Source organism: Brevibacterium sp. FME37, from assembly GCF_014897485.1.
GTDB lineage: Bacteria > Actinomycetota > Actinomycetes > Actinomycetales > Brevibacteriaceae > Brevibacterium.
The window spans coordinates 171,176-192,365 of record NZ_JABUYE010000003.1; the positions used below are offsets into that span (position 1 = coordinate 171,176).

Here is a 21,190-nt window from a genome sequence, read left to right on the forward strand (position 1 = left end):
GTCGAGCAGGCGGCTCGCGACTGATGACCCCTCCTGGGCAGAGGGAAGAATGCGGGTTGTCAGAGGGACAGGTGAGGGGTGAGCGCTTAAGGCCTTCGGGCGATGACAGCACTGCGGAAGCGTCCGAAGCCCCACCCGATGTCGACGACCTCGACCGACTCGACGCCGAGCTCGGTGATGCAGGCACAGACCTCGCGACTCGTCCACGAAGCGTTTCCGGTCATTGCGAAAGTGGCGACGAGCTCCTCGGCCTGATGGTCATCGGCCTCGGCGTCGTCGGTGAAGGGTTCGACGATGACGAGGCTGCGACTGGACGCGAGAATTCGCGCCAAATGCGCTTTCGCATCCTCTCGCGAACGGCCAGTCAGTCCCGCGAGTACGAGGGTGGTGTCGACGACGGGCCAGGCTTCCTCGCCCGCATGGGCGCGAAGCCCGGGGGAGTGGATGCTGCGTCCTGCCTCCGGGGCCTTGCGCGTGAGGGCGGCGGCCACCTCGGCGCCGGCGTCGCCGGTCAGAGCGATGCTCGAGGCGGAGGCGATGGGGTCGAGATCTAGGATGATGTCGAGGACGTACTGCAGGTGCTCGAGCGTCCGGCTCCGGTGAGCGGCGTCGAGAGTGGCGTCGGCCGCGCGCCGTTCCGCCCAGACGAGGGACTCCGTCGCCGAGGTGGGTGTGGCCGTGGACCTGCCACCGCCCCTGATGAGGTCGAGGAGGTTGACGATCGAGAACAGGTCCCGCGCCGCCGGATCGTCAAGGTTGAGTCCGTCCCCGACACCGTCGCCGATGAGCACGGCGCCGGACTGAGTGTTGCGGTAGTTCTCGCCCTCGCGTGTCAGCAGGCCGAGTGCACACAGGGCGGTGAGGACTACGCGTGCACCATCGGGATCGATGCCCGCCTGGGCGGCGATCGCCTCGGCGGTGGTGGCTCCCCCTGCGATGAGATCGCCGATGCCGAGGGTGACTGCGATACGGGTGATGATCGGGGGCAGGATCTCGGTCATCTCATGGACGTCACTGACGATGTTCTGGCTGCTATCGGAAGCCTCTGGGGAACCGACTGATTCGCCTGCGGCAACCTCGGCATTCTCGCCCTTCTCACCTGCGGCAGCCTCAGTGTTCTCGTGCGCTGCGGGCTCGGAGTCCTTCACCGTGGAGACCTTGCGCCAGTACCCGAGGACTTCGACGTCTTCCTTGGGCAGCCCGAGGTCACGTCGCAGGTGACGCCGGATGGGTGCAACGGTCAGCGCCTCACCCGCGCACCATGCGTAAGTTCGGCCTGGGGGCAGAGCGATGTTCTGCACGGCTTCGTACAAGAGGGTGGACTCCCCCGGCGCGGTGGAGCCTCGGACCAGCCAGTCGATTTCGACTTCGGCTTCCGTGCGGATCTCCTGAATATCAGTGGTGCTCGCGACCTCGACGATGATATGTCCCCTGGTGCCTGCGGGAGCGGTCTCGAGCCAGCGCCCCACTGCGGGCAGGGCGGTTTCGTCGGCGACGAGCAGGTGGAAATCGATTCCTTCGCTGATGCCGGAGCAGGTCTTGGGTCCGGCGAAATTGAGGCTGTCGCCGACAGCTGCGTCGAAGGCCCAATCAGAGGCGAGTCCCGAGTCGTGGCGGACGACGTCGAAGGTGAAAGAGCTGGAGTCCGCGGCGATGCTTCGAACCGTGTAGTCGCGGGTGAAGTTCAGAGCCTCGCGATTCCAGTTGAACCGGAATTCTCCCTGCTCACCGATGTCGATGGATTCGGTTTCGGGCGTCGGGATGACGAGTTTGACGTGATCGTCGAAGCCCTCGGAGCGGAATTGCGGCCGTGGCATCCCGTTCACCATGCACGCCGACAAGTCGTCGCCTGCCACTGTCAGGCGTCGCATGTTCGGCGTGATGTCCGTGATGTCCGTGACTTCCACCTCGCGCAGGACGATCGGCAATACCTGCATAGGCCTGGAAGTTCGCGGCATGGATTCAGCTCCGAGGGTCTCTTGACGGATGAAACGTCGAGACCAGGAGTTCGCCGCTTCGAGCAGGTGTGTCAACTGCCAGAGGCATACGAATGCTCCTTCTGTCTCAAAGGTCAGCCTAACCTAACCGATGGAAACCCTACAAGTGCCGACGCCGAGGTTGCCCTAGGTTGGGCTCAGAGTCTTCCTGATCGCTCGGATCGTCAGCTCCAGAGCGGCCGCGCGACCGCTCTGGTCGCGATCACCGGAGCGAGAGCTCACGTCGTAGAGGTGCCCCGATCCGATTGTCAGGAACACGTACATCGCCGCCCACTCGACAGGCACATCCCGGGCAATGGAGCCGTCGCCCTGGCCCCTCCGGATGATCACCTCAACGGGGTCGCCTTCCCCCGGGCCACCCTCGCCAGTCGCGTCGTCACCGCCCGTCGAGGCGGCTCCCGGCCCGGCACTCTGCTCACGCTCCACCTCGGCGAAGACATCGTCTGTGATGATCGGATTGTCGGCGAACATGAGCGTGAGGACATCCGGAACGGTGAACAGCTGCGCGCAGACTCTCTCGACGGCCTCGAGGCCGAGACCCGCGTGCAGGCGAGCGCCCTGCAATGCGTCGGTGAACATGCGCGCCCCCTGCCGAGCCACCTCGGCAATCAGGGCCTCACGGTCACCGAAGTGCCGGTAGAGAGTCGTCCGCCCAACACCGATGGAATTCGCGATATCCGCCATCGACGCCCCCGAATCCTCGGCGAGCACGGCCAGCGCCTCCGTGACCAGGGCGCCCTTCCCCAGCCGACGCATTCCGCCGTTCACCTCACCCATCAACGCCCTCATTCCTTCGGCCAGTCTCTTCCTTCCGTCAATCATGCCTGATCACATTTATGGTGGTACACCATTGTTCCAGTTTGGTACACTCATATACCACTTGGTTCGCTGACCCCTACGCGAACCATCGACATTGACGCGAATGCCCGACGATTCCCCACAGATCGTCGTCGCAGCAAGGCTCGGAGAGACCATGGCAGACAGGGAACCCCACACCAACCGCACACATTCGATCGAGACGTCCGAGCCAAACGGCACTTCAGGAAGTCCCGCACCCGACGACGCCTCGGTGTTCGCCCTCGGCTGGACCGAGGTCATCGTCATCGGCGCAGTCTGCGTGGGGGTCGGCATCGCCCTCGGATTCTTCCTTCCCGCGCTGGGTGCCTTCGCCGCGAGATTCCCGATCCCTTTCGGAGATGCCGTCGAAAAGCTCAGCCAATTCGACCAGGCCTGGGTCGTCATCGCCCGACCCATCATCGGTGCGGTAATCGGCGCGATCGCCACCGTTGTCATCACCGTCTCGACGACTCCCTTGCGCATCAGCGATGACGACATCCTCATCGGGCGCCCCGACGACCATCCGCTGCGGATCTCGCGAGCCTCTTTCTCCACTGCCTATTTCGACGGCGGCAAACTGACGGTCCTCACCGCAGGCGGTCACCAGGCGTACAAGGGAGACGTCGAAGGCAAGAAGGATGAGGTCGCCGAAGCGTTCACCTCGCGCGGCTATCGGTGGGGCGAAATCTGAGCTCCGCACCCCGGCCAAACGTCCCTCCGCCCACACGACAACCGAGCACTTCGTCCACACTTCTCAACACAATCGGCATCGGCGTCCGGGGCTGCTCGCAGACCCTGGATCGGTGACTCGGCTCACGCCACGATGGGGTCATGACCATTGACGTTCCCACCTCTCGCCGCGCACTGCCCCAGCTGCAGCCCGTCAGCTTCATCGGTGCAGACGGGCAGCCCGCCGATGTCCCTGCCGATGGGCTCACGATCCCCAGCGATCGCACCCTCTTGGGGCTCTATCAGAAGATGGTGCAGGTCCGTCGATTCGAGGCACAGGTTACGCATCTGACCAGACAGGGACGCCTGGCGACCTACCCCTCCGCCGCCGGCCAGGAAGCCATCGAGGTCGGTGCGACCACCGCACTGGCACCCAACGACTGGCTGTTCCCCACCTACCGCGACTCCGCGTCGCTGCTGACCCGCGGTGTTCCTGTGACAGAGATCCTCGCGGCCTTCCGCGGCGACTGGCATTGCGGGTTCGATCCGAACGAATATCACACCTCACCTGCGGCGACACCCCTGGCAACGCAGACCCTGCACGCGACCGGCTTCGCCATGGCCGCGAAGCTCAAGGGCGAAGACGCCTGCACCCTGACCTTCCTCGGCGATGGCGCCAGCAGCGAGGGCGACACCCATGAGGCCTTCAACTTCGCCTCGGTGTGGCAGACCCCGACCGTCTTCGTGCTGCAGAACAATCAGTATGCGATCTCGACTCCGCTGCGTGAGCAGTCGAACGCGACCATGCTCGCCGACCGCGCCGCCGGCTATGGAATGCCGGGACTGCGCGTTGATGGCAACGACATCGCCGCCGTGTTCGCCGCCGTTACGGCAGCCCTCGAACGCGCCCGCAACGGTGAGGGGCCGACCCTCATCGAGTGCCTGACCTACCGGATGGAGTCGCACACGAACTCCGACGATCCCACGAAGTACCGTGACGCCGAGGAGGTCGAGCATTGGAAGCAGTTCGATCCCATCGACCGCCTCGAGAAGCACCTGCGCACAGCCGGGGTCCTCGATGACGAGACCGCCGCTGAGATCACGGCGAGCGCAGAGGAGCTTGCCACCTCGGTCCGTGACGCCATGAACACCGAGGCCGAGGTCGATCCGAGCGAACTCTTCGCCTACGTCTATGCGAATCCGCGTGCGAACCTCATCGCCCAGCAGGGCAAGCTCGAAGCCGAGCTGGCAGCGGCGGCTCAGTCATGACCGTCACCGCGCTCACCACGGCAGAAGACGTTCCGGCACCGGCCTCGGTGACGATGACGAAGGCACTCAACCAGGCTCTGCGCGACAGTCTGGCCGAGGACGACACCGTCCTGGTCTTCGGTGAAGATGTCGGTCGCCTCGGCGGGGTATTCCGTGTCACCGAAGGTCTGCGGAAGGAATTCGGACCCGAACGGGTCTGGGACTCGCCGCTGGCGGAGTCCGGCATCGTCGGCACCGCGATCGGTATGGCGATGGCCGGGATGCGCCCGGTCATCGAGATGCAGTTCGATGCCTACGCCTATCCTGCCTTCGAGCAGATCGTGTCCCACGTGGCGAAGATGCGCAACCGCACGAAGGGCCATGTCAGCCTGCCGATCACCATCCGGATTCCCTACGCCGGTGACATCGGCGGCGTCGAGCATCACTCGGATTCCTCAGAGGCCTATTGGTGTTCGACTCCGGGCCTGACCGTCGTCACGCCCTCGAACCCAGCCGATGCCTACTCTCTGCTGCGCGAGTCAGTCGCCTCCGAGGATCCGGTCATCTTCATGGAGCCGAAGTCCCGGTACTGGATGAAGGACAAGCTCAGCCTGCCCGTGCAGACCGCACCGATGGATCGAGCGCAGGTTGTCCGCGAAGGCTCGGACGTGACCCTGCTGACCTACGGTCCCACCGTGCGCACCGCCCTGGCCGCGGCCGAGGACGGTGCAGAGCATGGACTGTCGATCGAGGTCATCGACCTGCGGTCGCTCTCGCCCTTCGACGATGAGACGGTGTCCGCGTCGGTGCGAAAGACGTCTCGTGCCGCGATCATCCATGAGGCTGCCCAGTTCGGTGGCTACGGCGCCGAGGTGGCTGCCCGGGTCACCGAGGCTAATTTCACCCACCTCTCGGCTCCGATCCTGCGGATCACCGGCTTCGATGTGCCCTATCCGTCGCCGAAGCTTGAGGAGTACTTCTTGCCGACCGCCGAACGCATTCTTGATGCCCTCGAATCCTGGGATTGGGAGCTGTGATGGGTGCCGAGACGAGTTCCGCGCGCGCGACGAACGCCCGCGATTTCATCCTCCCCGACCTGGGTGAGGGACTGACCGAGGCCGAGCTCATCAGCTGGCTGGTCAACGTCGGCGATGAGGTCCATGTCGATCAGATGGTCGTCGAGGTCGAGTCCGCCAAGTCCGTCGTCGAGTTGCCGTGCCCGTTTACGGGGCGAATCGAGGCGCTGCACGCGAACGCCGGTGACACCGTGTCCGCAGGTCAGCCCCTGCTTTCCGTCGCCGAGGCAGGTGCCGGTTCGAGTGCGAACGCGGACTCTGGTCCCGGTTCCAGTTCCGATTCCGGTGCCGGTTCAGATAGCAGCGGCGCGAACCTCATCGGATACGGCACGTCCGAGCCCAAGACGCGGTCGACGAAGAAACGGTCCTTCGGTGCGAAGACCGGCGGCTCAACGGCTGCTCACAGTGCAGTCCCGGCGGCCACTCCCCCGGCCGAACCTTCAGTCTCTCCGGTCTCCTCCCCGATCGTGCGCAAGCTCGCAAAAGACAACGGACTCAGCGCCAAACATCTCCCGGGTACCGGCGCTGGCGGTATCGTCACCAGGGCGGACGTGCTCAAGGCCATCGAGTCCGGCACGACGACCTCCGTCCCGAACAACACCGTTCTGGCCAGTGACGGCCACGTCGGCACTACCACCTCGGCGAACGTGGCCCCTTTCGGGTCACCCGCCGACCGCGATACCAGGACTCCGATCACGGGACTGCGCAAGGTCGTATCCGAGCGTCTGACGCGGTCGCGGCAGGAGATTCCCGAAGCCACGATCTGGCTCGACGTCGACGCCACCGAACTGCTCAATACCAAACGCGCCCTCGAGTCGAGGACCGGGGAGAAATACTCCCTGCTCTCACTCGTGTCCCGTTTCGTCGTCGCGGGGTTGAAGAAGCACCCGATCATCAACTCCTCGATCGACACCGAGAACAACGAGATCGTCACCCACGGGGACATCAACCTCGGCCTGGCCGCGCAAACGCCACGTGGCCTCATGGTTCCCGTCGTCCATGGCGCAGGCGAGATGAGCCTGCGGCAGCTGCGCGACTCGGTATCCGAGACCGTCGGCAAGGCCTCGACCGGCAAGTTCAGCACCCAGGAACTGACCGGCGGGACGTTCACGCTCAACAACTACGGCGTGTTCGGAGTCGACGGCTCTGCGCCGATCATCAACCTGCCCGAGGTTGCGATGCTCGGCCTCGGACGGATCAAGGATCGCCCCTGGGTCGTCGACGGCGAACTCACCGTCCGCAAGGTCATGTTCTTATCATTCGTCTTCGACCACCGCGCCTGCGACGGTGCCGAACCGAGCCAGTTCCTCACCTTCATCGCCGACTGCATCGAAAACCCGATCTCGCTGCTGCCGGAGCTGTAGTCGCCTGGGGCCAATTGAGGGAGCAGATCTTCAGCTCTCTCCTTTGAGGATTGTGCGCGGCGCACCCCGATTCCACATTTCGGACTGACTTTCACCTCCCGTGACGCGCAGCACTAACCTGGCGCAGTCCGCTCACCTGCGGTGTCCATTCGATGGGGAAGAGGTTGCGCATGTCGGGAGTTCACGATTCATCACCGCCGTCGAGGCCACCTCGGCGGCGGTTCTCGTTGCTTTTCCTCATCGTGCCGGTCGTTCTCTACCTGCTCACCCCGTTCGTGGCGAACACGATCGAACCGCGTATCTTCGGGATGCCGTTCATTCTCACCTACACAATCGTCGTCACGATCCTCACCTGGTTCTTCGTGTGGATGGCCGCACGCGGTGATCATTACTACCGCAGCGACAAGGCCGAATACGTCCCAGCCGACGTTGCCTTCGGTGAGGACTATGCGATCGATAGCACCCCCGCAGCCGGTGGAGAGGAGACCGAGAAATGAGCTCTTCAGCGATCATCGCCTGCATCATCTTCGGCCTCAGTATGCTCGCGACCATCGGCATCGGCATCTGGTCAGGCAGGGGCCGTGAGAAGTCACTCGACGAATGGTCGGTCTCCGGACGCGGCCTCGGATTCATCTTCATCCTCCTCCTCATGGCGGGCGAGACCTATACCTCGTTCTCGTTCCTCGGCACCGCCGGCTGGTCGTATTCCTACGGTGTGCCGATCCTCTACCTCATCGGCTACCTCAGCGTCGGGCTCGTTGTCGCCTACCTCGTCGGACCGCTGTTCTGGACCTATGCGGCCAGGCACAAACTCGTCAGCCTCTCCGACATCGTCGAGCACCGTTTCCGCTCGCGAGGTCTGGCGATCCTCGTGGCCGTGCTCGCGACCGTGTTCATCGTCCCCTACATCCAGCTGCAGATTCAGGGCATGGGCGCCGTCGTCAACGCCATGAGCTACGGGGCCATCGACCTCAATGTCGCCGCCATCATCTCCTTCATCGTCGCCGAGGCGTTCATCCTCTTCTCCGGTCTGCGCGGTTCCGCCTGGGTCAGTGCGCTCAAGGATGGGCTCGTCATCCTCGCCGTGGCCTTCCTCGCGATCTATGTTCCGTTGCACTACTTCGACGGTCTGGCCCCGCTGCTCGACCGGCTCGTGGTCGAGAAGTCACAGTGGCTGACCTTCCCGGGTGCGGGCGAGGGAACGTATGGAAGCGCCTGGTTCATCTCGACGATCATCCTCAACGGGATCACGATCACCGTCTTCCCCACGTCGATCGCTGGTTACCTCTCGGGCACCTCGGCGAACACTCTGCGCCGCAACTCCATCATCCTGCCCTGGTACCAGCTGCTGCTTCTCGTGCCGATGATGGTCGGTGTGGCAGCGCTCCTCGTCATTCCCGCTCTCAAGGATGCAGACTTGGCGCTGTTCTCCGTGGTCATCGACTCGCTGCCGGCCCCGCTCGTCGCTGTCATCGGCGTCGCCGGTGCACTCTCAGCCATCGTGCCGATGAGCGTGTACATGCTCTCGATCGGCTCGATGTGGGGACGCACGGTCCTCGGCGGAGGACTGTCTGGACCGAAGAACTCCGCGACGATGACGAAGGACCAGCTGGCTGCGCGGGGTCTGCGGCAGAAGACACTGTCCCAGTGGGTGTGTCTCATCGTCGGTGTGATTGCCCTGGTGATGAGCCTGCTCATGCCCGACGCACTGGTTGAGCTGTCCGTGCTCAGTTACGAAGGTCTGGCACAGGTCGTGCCCGCCGCGCTCCTCGCCCTCTATTGGCCGCGGATGAGCAAGCAGGCTGCTGCCGCCGGACTCATCGTCGGATCGGTGACCATGGTGGCCCTGCACTACACGGGCAACGATCCGCTGCTGGGCATCAACGGCGGCCTGTGGGCCGTCGCCGCCAACCTCATCGTCGTCGTGGTTGTCACTCTCGCTAAGCCGGACCCGCGTTGGGTTCCGGCGGCGGAGCGGGCGAAGGTGGGCACCTGAGGCACGGCAGCGGCACCTGCACGCACGGCGCCGGAGGCCTCAGCCCGCGTACACCTCGTCCCCACCGACATAGGTCGCTCGCACGTCGATGTCCGCGATTCCGTGCGGGTCGATGCTCAGTGGGTTGTCTCCGAGGACGGTGAAGTCGGCGAGGTAACCCGGCGCCAGCCTGCCTTTGTAAGACTCTTCCCCTGAGGCTTCGGCGGATCCGAGCGTGAAGATCGACAGCGCCTCGGTTGCTGTGACCTTCTGCGAAGCTCCGACGGTGGTCCCATCGTCGGCGCCGGTGCGGGTGATCAGTGACTGCAGTCCGAACAGCGGCTGGTAGGGCCCGCACGGATAGTCCGAGGAACCTGCCACCGTCACACCCTTGTCGAGGAACGAGCGGTGAGCGAACATCCTCTCCATCCTCTCCTCCCCGTACCAGGAGTTCAGCGCCCCGCCGTGATAGCCGGGATATCCGGCGAAGGGGACCGCAATGGCGCCGAGGCGGTTCATCCGCTCGAGGATGTCGTCGTCGATGAGGCTGCAGTGTTCGATCCGATGACGTAGGCCCGGGCGTGGAATGCGCTGGGCGACGTCTTCGAACGCGTCGAGGACGAGACGGATCGCGGCGTCCCCGTTGGCGTGGACGCCGATCCTGTTGCCGTCGGCATGGACGCGTTCGACGTTTGCCCGCAGCTCCTCGGTCGAGGTGGTCTGCACACCCTGATAGTTCGGGTCGGTGAAGGGTTCGGAGAGGAGGCAGGTTCGTCCCCCGATCGCTCCGTCGAGGAAGGCTTTGACGCCGATGAGCTTGAGCCGATCATCACCGAATCCACTGCCCACTCCGAGCTCGACGGCCTTGTCATAGTGGTCGATGGACAGGAGCATTCCGATGCGCAGGTTCAGCGCATCGGCATCGCGCACGGCGGAGAGGATCCCGATGTCCTGGGGGCTGATGAGTGCGTCGCAAATCGAGGTCAGGCCCGCGGCGCTCCACTTCGCGATCGTCCGCGCGGCACCGAGCTGCAGATCTTCAACCGTGTCACCGGGGATGAAACGGTCACCGCGGGCAGTGGCCGGCATCAGCACGTTCATCAGCGCCCGCTCGATGAGCTTCCCGTTGAGTCGACCGTCGGAGTAGCGGTCGAAGCGGCCACCGTCAGGGTCGGGAGAGGACTCCTCGATCCCGAGGAATCGCAGTCCGGCAGAGTTGAGAACGCCCCAGTGCCCGGCGACGTGGTTGACGATCACCGGGGTCTCGGGCGCGATCCGGTCGAGTTCGTCGCGGAGGACGATCCCGGTCTTTTCGTCGTCATAGCGACTGCCTTTGACCCATTCCCCCGGCGAGGTGGTGCTGACCTCAGCGGCGATCGTGTCCAGAAGCGTGGGAACATTTCCCACCGCTTCATGGGACAGGTCGAGGTGAAGGGCATCACCGGCGGTCATGGCGAGGTGGATGTGGGCGTCGTTGAGGCCCGGGATGATGGTCGAGTCACCGAAGTCGAGCACCTCGGCGGCGGGGAACCGCTCCCGCAGTTCGGCCAGCGTCCCGCTCGCGCTGATGGTCTCGCCGGTGATCGCGAGCGCTTCGGGTTCGGGGGCGCCTGCTTGAGTCCCTGCTGGGGTCCCTGCCTGCGACACGATCGAATCCGCGCGCACGATCGTCGGTGTTCTCTCCTCCATGGGGTGCTCCGTCTCTGCAGCTGGTGTGAGTTGCTCACCATCGTGCCACGTCACAACCTTCAGCGGTCGGACGTCTTTCGCCGCTGAGACCAGCAGACAATTCTCCTCAGCCGTCGAGCAGTGCCGCCGCATACATCGGGCGGGCGGCATCGGCGCTCGGCGGATGGAACAGGCCGGCGGTCGCATCCCGGTAGAGGCGGGAGAGTTCGTGACTGTTGTCGAAGCCGCTGCCACCGCTGCACATGAGTGCTGTCTCGGCCGCGTTCCGGGCCGCATCGGAAGCCTTGATCCGGGCTCCGACCAGGCGCAATGGCCAGCCTGCCCCGTGGTCGACGAGGGCGTCGAAGTCCCTGGTGTAGGCATCGAGCATGGCGGGCACGGCGAGGTAGTCCAGGTGCGCGTCTGCGAGGCGAGCGCGAGTCTCGGGCACCTCGGCGAAAGTGGTTCCGGCCTTCGCAGACTTGCGCTTCTTCAGACCAGCCGCGCCGAGTTCGAGCGCTCGGGCGGCGACACCGGCGTAGACGGAGGCGATGAGCAGCTGGAAATTGCTGGTGATGGCAAAGGTCAGCGGGTCGGGGTGTTTGCCGGCCGGGATGATGCGCGAGACCCGTTCGGGTCGCATGAACACCTCATTGAGGATCGTCGCACGCGACTGCGAGGCCCGCATCCCCATGACGTCCCAATGATCGGAGATCGTGATGCCCTCGGTGCCGCGTTCGATGAAGCCATAGACCAACTGGCCTTCGGCCGGCTGCTCCGCATTGGGGCCTGCGATTCCCTCCTCATCGGTAGCGATCTCTCCGTGGACGATGAGTCGGGTCCACACCGGGGACAAGGAGGTGAAGATCTTCACTCCGGTGAGCAGGTAGCCGCCGTCGGAGGTCGGCTGGGCCACCGTGTCCGACCCCTGCATCACCCAGTCGTTGGAGGGTTCGGAGATGCCGAAGGCGAAGATCTCTCCGGCCATCACCTCCTCGAACACCCAGTTCAGGGAGGCATCGCCGCGATCGTTGAGGGCCTTGACGACACCTGTGCACATGAGGTGCATGTTGATCGCCAAGGCCGTGGCCGGGGCCGCTGCAGCCAATCGCTGCTGCAGGAGCGAGACCTCGTGCAGGCTCAGTCCGGGACCGCCGTAGGCGTCTGGAACGAACAGCGTGAGGTAGCCCAGCGACTTCAGCTCGGCGAGGTCCTCGTCGAAGAAGCGATTCTCGCGGTCATAGACGCCAGCGCGTTCGCGGAAGCGCTCGAGCACCTCGTCGGGGAGGTATTTTTCGGCAAGTTCGCCGAGGTGGGTCTCACGGTCAGACATTATGTCTCCTTGTTCACGGGGTCCGTTGCTCATGGAGTCGATTGCTCATTGGGTCGGTCTCACCACAGCGGGCGATCAGTCGGTGCGGACTCGGCGCAGGATGATTGCACCGTTGTGTCCGCCGAATCCGAACGACGTCGACAAGACGGTGTCGATCGGCTTCTCAGAATGGTCAACTGCACGGGCCTGATCAGTGACGATGTCCCAGCCGTCGAATTCGCAGTTCTTGAGATTGAGTGTCGGCGGAAGCCTCTGATCTGCCATCGCACGAATGGCGATGATGGCTTCGACGACACCGGAGGCACCAAGGAGGTGGCCCGTGGACGACTTCGTGGCGCTGATCGGAATCGAGTGCGCGGTCTTTCCAAGCGCCGCGTCGAAGGCCTTGAGCTCGGCCGCATCGCCGGCGGGGGTACCGGTGGCATGGGCGTTGATGTGATCGATATCGGCGGCCCTCAGGTCCGCGTCGGCCAGGGCTTCTCGCATCGCCGAGGCAGCACCGCGACCATCGGGGTGCGGATTCGTCGGGTGGTGGGCGTCGCTGGCAGCACCGAATCCTGCGAGTTCGGCGAGCACGGTGGCCCCGCGGGCTGCGGCGCCGGTCTCGGACTCGAGAAGGATCGCGCCGGCACCTTGGCTCATGACGAACCCGGTCCGCGCACTGTCGAAGGGCCTGCTGGCCGAACTCGGGTCGTCTTCGAAGCCGGCGGCCAGGGCCCTCATGTTCGCGTTCGAGGCCAGGTTGATCGCGTTGAGGCAGTCCTCCATCCCGACGACGAGCACCGCGTCGGCGTATCCGTGACGGATGCGCCGCAGTGCTTCGCCGACGCCGATCGCTCCGCTGGCGCAGGTGGCCGAGACTCCCTGCCCGGGCCCGCGGAAGTCGAAGCGTTGGCTCAGCAGCGCCGCGGCCGAGTCGGGTGCGCCGTGAATCGCCAGTGTCAGGGGAACCGAGCGGGGGCCGCCGTCGAGCAGCGAGCGTGTAGCGTTCTGCATGGCGTCGACAGGTCCGGAGCCGGTGGCCGCGATGACGGCGACGCGGGATCGGCCCCAGGGGAGTTCGTCGGCGTCTCCACCACGCGATGTCTCCCTCTGAGCCGTCTTCGCGCCAGCTGTCGGGCTCGCGATCCCCGCCTGGGCCAGGGCCTGGTCGGCCGCGGCGACGGCCCAGTGCTGGACCGGGCTGAGACGTCGGGCAAGCGTTCGGGGCAGGACTGCCTCGGCGTCGAAATCTCTCACCTGGCCTCCGATGCGAACAGCCAGGTCCGCGAACTGCTCCCCCTCGAGCACGCCGATCGCGCTGCGGCCGGTGACCACCGAGTCCCAGAGGGAGTCGACGTCATTGCCGCTCGGCGTGATCGCGCCCATCCCGGTGATGACGACGCGGCGTTCTTCTCTCACAGTCTCTGTCCTTGTCCGTCCATGATGAGGTCAACGGTTTCGGTCCGCCGAACCTTCCCGCCGACCGTCCTGGGTAGGCGATCGAGCCGATAGATGCGACGCGGAACGAACTGCGGTGCCAGGCGGGCGCGTGCGTGATTCAGCAGGGCAGCCTTGCCTGCGTTGTCTGCGTTGTCTGTGCTCGCTTCGATGACGAGTACGATGATGCTGCCCAACGCAGGGTCGTCGAGGGCGATAGCGCAGACCTCGCCGAGGTTGTCGTACGTTTCGAATGCGCGCTCGACCTCCGGCAGTGAGACCTTGTGACCTCCGGTGATCGCGATGTCCCCGGCCCGACCGGCCAGCTGCAGCATGCCGTTGACAATCCGCCCCTGGTCATCGACGGTGGCCCAACCGTCCGCGCCGCGCAGCACCGCCTCAGTGGTGCCCGTGACGTAGCCATAGGAACAGGCGGCGGCTCGAATCCACAGAGTGCCGAGCTCGCCCTCGGGAAGCTCTGCACCGGAGTCGTCACGGATCTGGGCACCGATGCTCGGATAGACCTGGATCCAGGTGCCGTCACCGTCTCGACTGTCACCGATGAATCCAATCTCGGCAGCACCGTAGTAGCTGATGAGGCGAGCTGTGGGGAGGATCTCGCCGAGGCGGTCCCGGATGCTCGCGGGCAGATTGGCTCCCCCGGTGACGACGAGGTCGACAAAGGCGAAGCGCTCGGAGTCACGGCGGGCAGCCTCGGCGAGGGCACGGACCACTGCGGGGACCGCAACGACACGGGTGATCTCCTCCGCGGCAATGCGGCTGCCCATCGTAATCGGATCGAATTCATCGGCGAGATGCACGCTGCCGCCAGTCGCCAGACTTTCGATGACGGCGTAGAGCGTGAGGCTGTAGGACACCGGCCCTGGTGCCAAGGTCGCGACACCGGGCAAGGGCCCCAGGTGGGCCGAAGAGACGGCCACGTTCTCCCGATACTGCTGACGGGTTTTGATGAAGGCCTTCGGATTGCTCGTCGTGCCCGAGGAGAAGAGCATGAGGAACGGCTCATTCCCGTCCCGAACGGCAGGTGCGGGAGCGGGGAGCGCGGCTGCTTGACGAGCCCGGAAGTCGGTGAGGCTGATGACCGTGCCTGTCCACCCGGAGGCGGCGAGCGCCTCGGCAAGGGCGGGCGAGTCGCTGATCACGACGCCGATCCCGGTGGTTCGGATAACGCCGAGCTGGTGGTTCAGCGGCCACCGCGGGTCGATCGTCGCGGACACGGCACGGTAGCCGGCGAGTCCGGCGATGATGCGTGAGGTGTCGTACGCCGAGGTGGTGCTGATCGCCGTAATCGGTATGTTGTCGGTCTCCGGCGCAGGCGTGGGAGGCAGTGGCTGCGTCCGATGCAGTTCGTCGACGATGGCGAACATGGACCGTGAGTCCTCGACAAGCCCGCTGTAGGTCAGGCGATCTCGGGCACCGACAAGTGCGAGCTGCTCTGGATCGGACTGCGCAACGTTGAGGATCATCGCGGTGATCGGCAAGTGCAGCCTCCTGGATTCGCTGGATCGACGAGTGTTCATCGCGTCCACGGGCAGTCATTACGCCTGCGGGACTCGCCTTCTCAGTATAGGAGCGCACACGACTCGATGCAGTTCTGCTCTCACTCAGCCCGGTAGTCGATACGGTTTCCTGAGTCGCATTTTCGCAGTTTGCCTATTGTGGAATGATTCGATTCTCGCTAACGGTGATCTGAGCACAGAATGACCATGGAGTTCATTTGAGTCATTCCAATATACCGAGGGGCGAATCAAGCCAGGAGCCTCGATTACCTGGGATGATGATTTATCACAGGACTTAATGCGCGCCGGAAAACACCCCAAACGACACCCGGGGTAGATCTTCGCTTCGACACTCGACTAATCGCCGCTATACATTGACTTCGATCCAGCGAAATCATGTTTCTATAGCGTGGAAGTTCTGGGGAGTTCGCCGCGGAGTCCACTACGCCACACGCTCACTGACGAGCGAGACACCAACGAAGGGACTCACCGTGGAGCCTCTCCTGCTTTCTCACTGCCATCATCAGCGGAACCGGGCTGCTCATCCTCGCTCGCATCATCCTGGGCCTGCCGAGTCACCGATCTTCCCGGGCGCAATGAAGGCCACCGGCTATTGGTTCCCGCGATCTGAGCGCGGGACAGCGACCGCCATCTTCGACTCCGGGCAGCGTCTGTCCAATGTCGTCGGGTTCCCCCTGGTGGCAATGGCGGTGCAATGAACCGCCTCGGCAAACTCAAGGACACCGAGCTCGACTACATCCGGGAGGGCGGTGCACAGGACGAGGACGCGCCTCGCCCCAACCCCCTGGCGAACCTGGGATACATCCTCAAACAACGCAAGGTCTGGGGGATGTCACTGGGCCTGGGCTGCGCCGGTTACACGCAGTGGATGCTGCTGACCTGGCTGCCCGGATATCTGCAGTCGGAGATGGGGATGAGCATCATGTCTTCAGGCATCTTCACCGCACTGCCCTGGCTCGTCGCAGTGGCCGTGGAGTTCATCTTCCCCGGCTGGCTGCTCGACCACCTCATGCGCATCGGCAAGTCCGGCACCGCGGTTCGCAAGGTCTTCATCATCTCGGGCATGCTCATCGCCATGACGGTCATGGGTGCGGCATTCACGCACGATCCGGCGTGGGCCCTGTTCTGGATCACTCTGGGAACAAGCGGAATCACGATCACCTTCTGCGTAACGAACTCACTGCCCGCGCTCATCGCCCCCGAGGGCGGAGTCGGGGCCACCGGATCGATCATGAACTCAGTGAATAACCTCATCGGCGTTTCGGCACCGATCGTCACCGGTTTCGTCGTGCAGGCGACCGGCGGCTTCAGCGCCGCCTTCATCGTCTGCGCGGTCATACTGGCCATCGGAATCTTCTTCTTCACCGTGGTGCTCGGCCCCATCGTCCAGATTCCCACCGCCGTAGAGCGCGCCGCCGCGAAGGCAGCTGAACTCCAGGGCTGAACCGCGTTTGAAACTGTACCGCGCCAGAGCTGAACTGCGCGCGCTGCCTCCACCCGCCCGTGCCCCTGACACAGGCGTGCGGCCGAACCCGGATCGGCAGCCGTCGACATCGCCTAAAGATACATTTAAGTATTCGGATACCCTCATGTATCCTTATATTTATGACATCACCAACCGACTCCGAGCACCGCCCGGTTCGCCTCACACGCAAGGAGAGTCGCGAGAGAACTCGGCGAGACCTCGTCGCTGCGGCGATCGAACTCTTCGCCGCTCAGGGGGTGTCAGGCTCCCCGCTCAATGCTGTGGCCGAGCACGCGGGGTTCAGCAGGGGTGCAGTGCATGGGAACTTCTCCGGCAAGGACGAGCTTGCCCGCGCCGTGGTCCACTCAGTCTCGAATGACCTCGGCGCACAGCTGGCTGAAGCTCTCTCCCGCGCCGCCTCAAGCAGAACACGGCTGGCAGACTACATCACCACCTCGATGGACTACTCCCGTGCCAAGCCGGCCTCGGCCGCAGCCATCGTCGCCGCCGTCGGCTACCTCAGCCGCAACGGCACCGAGTCCTACGAAGATCGCGCCAGGGACTCCGTCGGCGATCTGATCGCACTGTTCGAGGACGGACAGCGGCTGGGGGAGATGCGGAGGTTCGACCCGCTCACGATGGCACTGGCACTCCGCTCGGTCCTCGACACGGCGGCCGCGAGCCTGAGCAGCAGCAGAGCACCTGTTGGTGCCTCCCGCACAGAAGCCATGACAGCTGAGTTCGTGTCGCTCTTCGACCATGCCACCCGCAGCACCACCAACGCAGCTCCAGAAGGAACACATCTATGATTCGCACCTACCGCACCACGGTCCGAGGCCGCTTCATCGACCTCGATGACTCCCAGCGCACGTCCCTGCGAGAAGCACAGGAGGACCACGATATGTTCGCCGCGCGCTTCACACCGGAGGGGACGTTCCTCTACACACCCGAACTCGTGAACTATCAGCACCGATTTCTGCTCTCCATCGACGAAGCAAATCCCGATGACGCCGATGTGGCGGCGAGCATCCGAGCTCAGGAACTCTCCGAAGCCGACCTCAAGAATCGGGGTCTCGACGGCAGGACCGTCGATGTCTCCCCCGTGTGCGTCGAGGATGTCAAAGTGCGCTCGGGGCCACGCCGATGAATTCTGAGCATCCGACGCTCGAGACCGCGGATGCAGCACCGAACCTGGATGCTGCACTGCTCCTGGCCGGGGCGAAGAGTTCACTGGACACTGTGATCGGCACTGCGCTCTCTCGCGTGGGCCTGTCACTCGACGATCTCCGCCGGCTGCGGATCATCGGCGCGCGCCCGCAGGGACTGACCCGGGAGAATCTCGCCGAGGCGATGGGCGAGACCCGGTCGTCTACGGTGCGTTCCAGCCTTCCTCTGGTCAAGCTCGGCTGGCTTTCACGTTCGGAGTCCGGCGACTTCACCCTCACCGACAGCGGCCGAGTACTCATCGACCAGGCTGAGGGCATTGCCGAGAACGCGGCAAGCCGCTGGTTCACTGACACCGCACTCAGTCCGGCAGAGGTGATCTCGACCCTGACATCGGGTTCCGGTGTCAATGCCGCCGATTCTCGGAGATGACGTGCCCCGGAGGCCCAGAGTGACCGCTTCCCTCACGGCCGACTGATGCGCGGTTGGCGCTCGAGACTTGAGCTCTCCCACGCTGCTGCACCTTCATGCAGAGGAATGCGGCGGCGACCATGGCGACGCCGGCCCCTGCCATCAGGATACCGGTCTCCACCTCGTGCAGAGCGGCGAAGACCGCCACGCCCAGGGCTCCTCCAACGTTGCGCGCAGTGCTTCCAGCACCCGAGGCCAATCCTGGCCTCTGCGGCAGGGCATGCATGGCCGCCGCCACGATCGCAGGCATCAGGATCCCGACACCGATCGCCCACACGACGAGGGCGCACGACAGGAGCCACAGACGTGCCCCCGAGATCGTCAGCCCCATGAGCCCCAGGCCCACTCCAGCCACGATGAGCCCCACTGCGCTTGTCTTCCAGACGCCGAGCCGGTTGCTGATCACCCCTGACAACGCCCCGAAGAACGGCAGCGGCAGCAGGGCAGGCAGTGTGGCCAGCCCTGCCTGGAACGGAGACAGCCCTCGTTCGTCCTGGAAGTACTGGGTAAGGAGGAACAGTGAGCCGAGGACACAGAAGTTCAGCAGTCCCGCAATGACGCAGGCGATGGCGAACCTCGCTCGCATTGGGTGCGAGGACTCGGACGGCCCGGCATCCTCGATCAGGTCACCGCCTCCTCGGCCGAGTCTTCTCGACGGGACCGATGTTCTCGACGGTGAGGACTGCACAAGGATCGGGATGAGCGCCAGCAGAATGACCGGCAGATTCAGCCAGAAGACCGCCCTCCAGTTGCCGACGTCGACGAGCAGTCCTCCCAGCAGAGGCCCGATCGGCAGAGCGATCCCGCCCAGAGCCGCCCAGAGTCCGACGAGCTTGCTTCGCTCGCGCTCGTCCGCGGCCGATTCGGAGAGCATCGCCAGGGTCCCAGCCATCGTTGCGGCAGCCCCCACGCCCTGGAGGGCGCGCGAGGCGACGAGCAGATCGATCGTCGGCGACAGCGAGCAGGCCAGCGAACCGAGGAAGAAGCAGAGGTAACCGAGAACCACGACACGACGGTGGCCCCATCTGTCCCCGATTGCGCCGAACGCGAGCAGCAGCGCTGCCAGGACGAAGGTATAGGCATTGACGACCCCGGCCATCCCCGTCTGACCTGCCTGGAGGTCAGCATTGATCTGCGGCAGCGCAACATTGACCACTGTCACATCGAGGAGAACGAGGAAGTGTCCGGCACACAGGCCGAGGATGAGCATTCTGGGCATCCGTCTCGCCTCATTCATGGGTTCGCTCATCGGTCAGGGACGTCACAGACGCTACCGAGTGCCTCCCCGAGTGTCGAGGTTCCGACGAACCTCACCCACGGTGCCCGTCATAGGGTGAAGTCTTGATCCCACCGTGACAGCACAACGCGGGCGCTGCGCTGAGAAACGGGTGCGCACCCGCGTCTCAGTTCAGCGCCCGCGTCTGGAATCGGTGACGGTCAGCCAGCGACGTAGTACATGCGCTTGTTGACGAACTCGTCCATGCCGTAGGGGCCGAGCTCGCGGCCGAAGCCCGAGCGCTTGGTGCCGCCGAAGGGGATCTCGGCGCCTTCCCCGGCGGGGGTGTTGACGTTCGACATGCCGACCTCGAGGCGCTGGGCGAGCTTCGCGGCACGCTCCTCGTCCTTGGCGAACACCGCGCCGCCGAGGCCGAAGCGCGTGTCGTTGGCCAGCTTGAGGGCCTCATCGTCGCTGGTCACCTTGTACACCGTGGCCACCGGCCCGAAGAGCTCTTCGCGGTAGGCGTCCATGTCAGAGGTGACTCCGGTCAGCACGGCTGGCGAGACGTAAGCCGAGCCGTCCGATGCCAGCTCGCCGCCGACGAGTGTCGCACCCTGCTCGACAGCGCGGTCGAGCTGCTTGCGCAGGTTCTCTGCGGCTCCACGGGAGGACAGCGGCGAGTACTTGCCGTCGCCCGCCTCGGCGGGAGTCCCCTTCGTCCAATCCTGGGCGCGCTTGGTCAGTCCGGTGACGAAGTCGTCGTAGATGTCGTCCATGACGATCATGCGCTTGTTCGCGTTGCAGACCTGGCCGGTGTTGTAGAGACGAGTGCCCCAAGCAGTGTCGACGGCTTCGTCCATATTGTCCGTGTCGAGGACGATGTAGGGATCGGAGCCGCCGAGTTCGAGTACGGCCTTCTTCAGGTGCTTGCCCGCTGTGGCCGCGACGGCCGAACCGGCGCGCTCGGAACCGGTCAGCGAGACGCCTTCGAGCCGATCGTCGGCAATGATGGTCTCGATCTGATCGTGGGTGGCGTAGATGTTGTTGTACACACCTTCAGGAACGCCGGCCTCCTTCATGATCTCGGCGATCTTCGCCGACGAACGAGGGCAGATCTCAGCGTGCTTGAGGATGATCGTGTTGCCGAGGACGAGGTTCGGTGCTGCGAAGCGGGCGACCTGATAATACGGGAAGTTCCACGGCATGATGCCCAGCAGCGCGCCCACGGGGCGGCGCTGGATGAAAGCCTTGCCGCCCGACATCGACTTGATGGGTTCGTCGGCGGCGAAATCCGGTCCGTTGTCCGCGTAGTAGTTGAAGATCTCCTCGCAGAATTCGGCCTCCTCGATGCCTTCCGCGACGGGCTTTCCCATCTCTTCTGCGATGATCTTCGCGAGTTCTTCCTTGTGCTCCCCGAAGAGCGAGGCAACCTTATTGACGATCTTTCCGCGTTCTTCGGTGGTCTTCTCCCGCCAGCTCAGGAAGCCCTGGTGAGCGCCCTCAAGGACCTCCTCGACCTGTGAGTCGGTGGCGTTCTCGAAGCGTTCGACGACTTCGCCCGTGGCCGGATTCTCGACGCGGTAACCGCCTGCAGCACTGCCTACATTGCTCATTCCAGACTCCTTTGACTTGTGTGGCGCCCGGGTGGCGCCGGAAAAGGCGTTTGCCTACCTGATCACCGTCGAAATCGACGGATTGCGTAGGCCCACCTCTCACGCTATCAACACGTGACGTGCGCAACAAG

At 64.4% G+C, this 21,190-nt stretch carries 18 protein-coding genes; 10 read left to right on the top strand and 8 right to left on the bottom strand.

Annotated features, from left to right (window positions below; genetic code table 11):
• Positions 1-86: 86 nt before the first annotated feature.
• Both INT29_RS04910 and INT29_RS04915 read right to left on the bottom strand, forming a co-directional pair.
• A complete protein-coding gene (locus INT29_RS04910) occupies positions 87-1,958 on the bottom strand; it encodes a siderophore-interacting protein (RefSeq protein ID WP_193070903.1) in 1,872 nt (623 codons plus the stop codon).
• A 165-nt stretch (positions 1,959-2,123) separates the two neighbouring features.
• Positions 2,124-2,774, bottom strand: a complete 651-nt coding sequence (locus INT29_RS04915; protein WP_226841629.1) for a TetR/AcrR family transcriptional regulator — start codon at positions 2,772-2,774, stop codon at positions 2,124-2,126.
• Positions 2,775-2,919: 145 nt separating this feature from the next.
• Between INT29_RS04915 and INT29_RS04920 the strand changes: the two genes are divergently transcribed.
• From INT29_RS04920 to INT29_RS04945, 6 genes are all read left to right on the top strand, one after another.
• Complete coding sequence (locus INT29_RS04920; protein WP_226830795.1) at positions 2,920-3,525, top strand: hypothetical protein; 606 nt, start codon at positions 2,920-2,922, stop codon at positions 3,523-3,525.
• A gap of 140 nt (positions 3,526-3,665) precedes the next feature.
• Positions 3,666-4,772, top strand: coding sequence for a pyruvate dehydrogenase (acetyl-transferring) E1 component subunit alpha (gene pdhA / locus INT29_RS04925; RefSeq protein ID WP_101570050.1), 1,107 nt, complete (start codon positions 3,666-3,668; stop codon positions 4,770-4,772).
• Positions 4,769-5,788 carry an alpha-ketoacid dehydrogenase subunit beta gene (locus tag INT29_RS04930; protein ID WP_101570049.1) on the top strand — a complete coding sequence of 340 codons (1,020 nt, stop codon included), beginning with the start codon at positions 4,769-4,771 and terminating at the stop codon, positions 5,786-5,788. The genes pdhA and INT29_RS04930 overlap by 4 nt, the downstream gene beginning before the upstream one ends.
• The gene (locus INT29_RS04935) at positions 5,788-7,191 is read left to right on the top strand and encodes a dihydrolipoamide acetyltransferase family protein (RefSeq protein WP_101570048.1); all 1,404 of its coding nucleotides are present in this window, start codon (positions 5,788-5,790) and stop codon (positions 7,189-7,191) included. Before INT29_RS04930 ends, INT29_RS04935 begins: the two co-directional genes overlap by 1 nt.
• Before the next feature lie 170 nt (positions 7,192-7,361).
• Positions 7,362-7,688 (top strand): DUF3311 domain-containing protein, encoded by a 327-nt coding sequence (locus tag INT29_RS04940; RefSeq protein ID WP_193070904.1) that lies wholly within the window; start codon positions 7,362-7,364, stop codon positions 7,686-7,688.
• The gene (locus INT29_RS04945) at positions 7,685-9,187 is read left to right on the top strand and encodes a sodium:solute symporter family protein (protein ID WP_193070905.1); all 1,503 of its coding nucleotides are present in this window, start codon (positions 7,685-7,687) and stop codon (positions 9,185-9,187) included. The genes INT29_RS04940 and INT29_RS04945 overlap by 4 nt, the downstream gene beginning before the upstream one ends.
• A gap of 39 nt (positions 9,188-9,226) precedes the next feature.
• Here INT29_RS04945 and INT29_RS04950 read toward each other — a convergent pair whose 3' ends face one another.
• The 4 genes from INT29_RS04950 to INT29_RS04965 form a co-directional block, all read right to left on the bottom strand.
• Positions 9,227-10,855, bottom strand: a complete 1,629-nt coding sequence (locus INT29_RS04950; protein WP_193070906.1) for an amidohydrolase — start codon at positions 10,853-10,855, stop codon at positions 9,227-9,229.
• A gap of 106 nt (positions 10,856-10,961) precedes the next feature.
• Positions 10,962-12,167, bottom strand: a complete 1,206-nt coding sequence (locus INT29_RS04955; protein WP_193070907.1) for an acyl-CoA dehydrogenase family protein — start codon at positions 12,165-12,167, stop codon at positions 10,962-10,964.
• 75 nt (positions 12,168-12,242) lie between these two features.
• Positions 12,243-13,568 (bottom strand): beta-ketoacyl-[acyl-carrier-protein] synthase family protein, encoded by a 1,326-nt coding sequence (locus INT29_RS04960; RefSeq protein WP_193070908.1) that lies wholly within the window; start codon positions 13,566-13,568, stop codon positions 12,243-12,245.
• Entirely contained in the window at positions 13,565-15,088 is a 1,524-nt protein-coding gene (locus INT29_RS04965; RefSeq protein WP_193070909.1) for a class I adenylate-forming enzyme family protein, read from the bottom strand. The genes INT29_RS04960 and INT29_RS04965 overlap by 4 nt, the downstream gene beginning before the upstream one ends.
• 733 nt (positions 15,089-15,821) lie before the next feature.
• Between INT29_RS04965 and INT29_RS04970 the strand changes: the two genes are divergently transcribed.
• From INT29_RS04970 to INT29_RS04985, 4 genes are all read left to right on the top strand, one after another.
• The gene (locus INT29_RS04970; protein WP_193070910.1) at positions 15,822-16,571 is read left to right on the top strand and encodes an MFS transporter; all 750 of its coding nucleotides are present in this window, start codon (positions 15,822-15,824) and stop codon (positions 16,569-16,571) included.
• 161 nt (positions 16,572-16,732) lie between these two features.
• Positions 16,733-17,401: a TetR/AcrR family transcriptional regulator gene (locus INT29_RS04975; RefSeq protein WP_193070911.1), complete on the top strand. Its 669-nt coding sequence runs from the start codon at positions 16,733-16,735 to the stop codon at positions 17,399-17,401.
• Positions 17,398-17,739: a DUF6204 family protein gene (locus INT29_RS04980; protein ID WP_101570040.1), complete on the top strand. Its 342-nt coding sequence runs from the start codon at positions 17,398-17,400 to the stop codon at positions 17,737-17,739. Before INT29_RS04975 ends, INT29_RS04980 begins: the two co-directional genes overlap by 4 nt.
• Positions 17,736-18,188, top strand: a complete 453-nt coding sequence (locus tag INT29_RS04985) for a hypothetical protein (RefSeq protein WP_101570039.1) — start codon at positions 17,736-17,738, stop codon at positions 18,186-18,188. Before INT29_RS04980 ends, INT29_RS04985 begins: the two co-directional genes overlap by 4 nt.
• On the opposite strand, the gene INT29_RS04990 is transcribed toward INT29_RS04985, so the two are convergent.
• Positions 18,163-19,464, bottom strand: coding sequence for an MFS transporter (locus INT29_RS04990; protein ID WP_226830798.1), 1,302 nt, complete (start codon positions 19,462-19,464; stop codon positions 18,163-18,165). The genes INT29_RS04985 and INT29_RS04990 overlap by 26 nt on opposite strands.
• 200 nt (positions 19,465-19,664) lie before the next feature.
• A complete protein-coding gene (locus tag INT29_RS04995; protein ID WP_193070912.1) occupies positions 19,665-21,059 on the bottom strand; it encodes an NAD-dependent succinate-semialdehyde dehydrogenase in 1,395 nt (464 codons plus the stop codon).
• Positions 21,060-21,190: the final 131 nt, after the last annotated feature.

Excerpts from the sequence above, each read along its gene's own strand:
- INT29_RS04930 (WP_101570049.1), top strand. The coding sequence starts at position 4,769 with ATGACCGTCACCGCGCTCACCACGGCAGAAGACGTTCCGGCACCGGCC.
- INT29_RS04945 (WP_193070905.1), top strand. The coding sequence starts at position 7,685 with ATGAGCTCTTCAGCGATCATCGCCTGCATCATCTTCGGCCTCAGTATG.
- INT29_RS04985 (WP_101570039.1), top strand. The coding sequence starts at position 17,736 with ATGAATTCTGAGCATCCGACGCTCGAGACCGCGGATGCAGCACCGAAC.
- INT29_RS04940 (WP_193070904.1), top strand. The coding sequence starts at position 7,362 with ATGTCGGGAGTTCACGATTCATCACCGCCGTCGAGGCCACCTCGGCGG.
- INT29_RS04950 (WP_193070906.1), bottom strand. The coding sequence starts at position 10,855 with ATGGAGGAGAGAACACCGACGATCGTGCGCGCGGATTCGATCGTGTCG.
- INT29_RS04920 (WP_226830795.1), top strand. The coding sequence starts at position 2,920 with ATGCCCGACGATTCCCCACAGATCGTCGTCGCAGCAAGGCTCGGAGAG.
- INT29_RS04935 (WP_101570048.1), top strand. The coding sequence starts at position 5,788 with ATGGGTGCCGAGACGAGTTCCGCGCGCGCGACGAACGCCCGCGATTTC.
- INT29_RS04980 (WP_101570040.1), top strand. The coding sequence starts at position 17,398 with ATGATTCGCACCTACCGCACCACGGTCCGAGGCCGCTTCATCGACCTC.
- INT29_RS04955 (WP_193070907.1), bottom strand. The coding sequence starts at position 12,167 with ATGTCTGACCGTGAGACCCACCTCGGCGAACTTGCCGAAAAATACCTC.
- pdhA (WP_101570050.1), top strand. The coding sequence starts at position 3,666 with ATGACCATTGACGTTCCCACCTCTCGCCGCGCACTGCCCCAGCTGCAG.
- INT29_RS04970 (WP_193070910.1), top strand. The coding sequence starts at position 15,822 with ATGAACCGCCTCGGCAAACTCAAGGACACCGAGCTCGACTACATCCGG.
- INT29_RS04990 (WP_226830798.1), bottom strand. The coding sequence starts at position 19,464 with ATGAATGAGGCGAGACGGATGCCCAGAATGCTCATCCTCGGCCTGTGT.
- INT29_RS04915 (WP_226841629.1), bottom strand. The coding sequence starts at position 2,774 with ATGGGTGAGGTGAACGGCGGAATGCGTCGGCTGGGGAAGGGCGCCCTG.
- INT29_RS04995 (WP_193070912.1), bottom strand. The coding sequence starts at position 21,059 with ATGAGCAATGTAGGCAGTGCTGCAGGCGGTTACCGCGTCGAGAATCCG.
- INT29_RS04910 (WP_193070903.1), bottom strand. The coding sequence starts at position 1,958 with ATGCCGCGAACTTCCAGGCCTATGCAGGTATTGCCGATCGTCCTGCGC.
- INT29_RS04975 (WP_193070911.1), top strand. The coding sequence starts at position 16,733 with ATGACATCACCAACCGACTCCGAGCACCGCCCGGTTCGCCTCACACGC.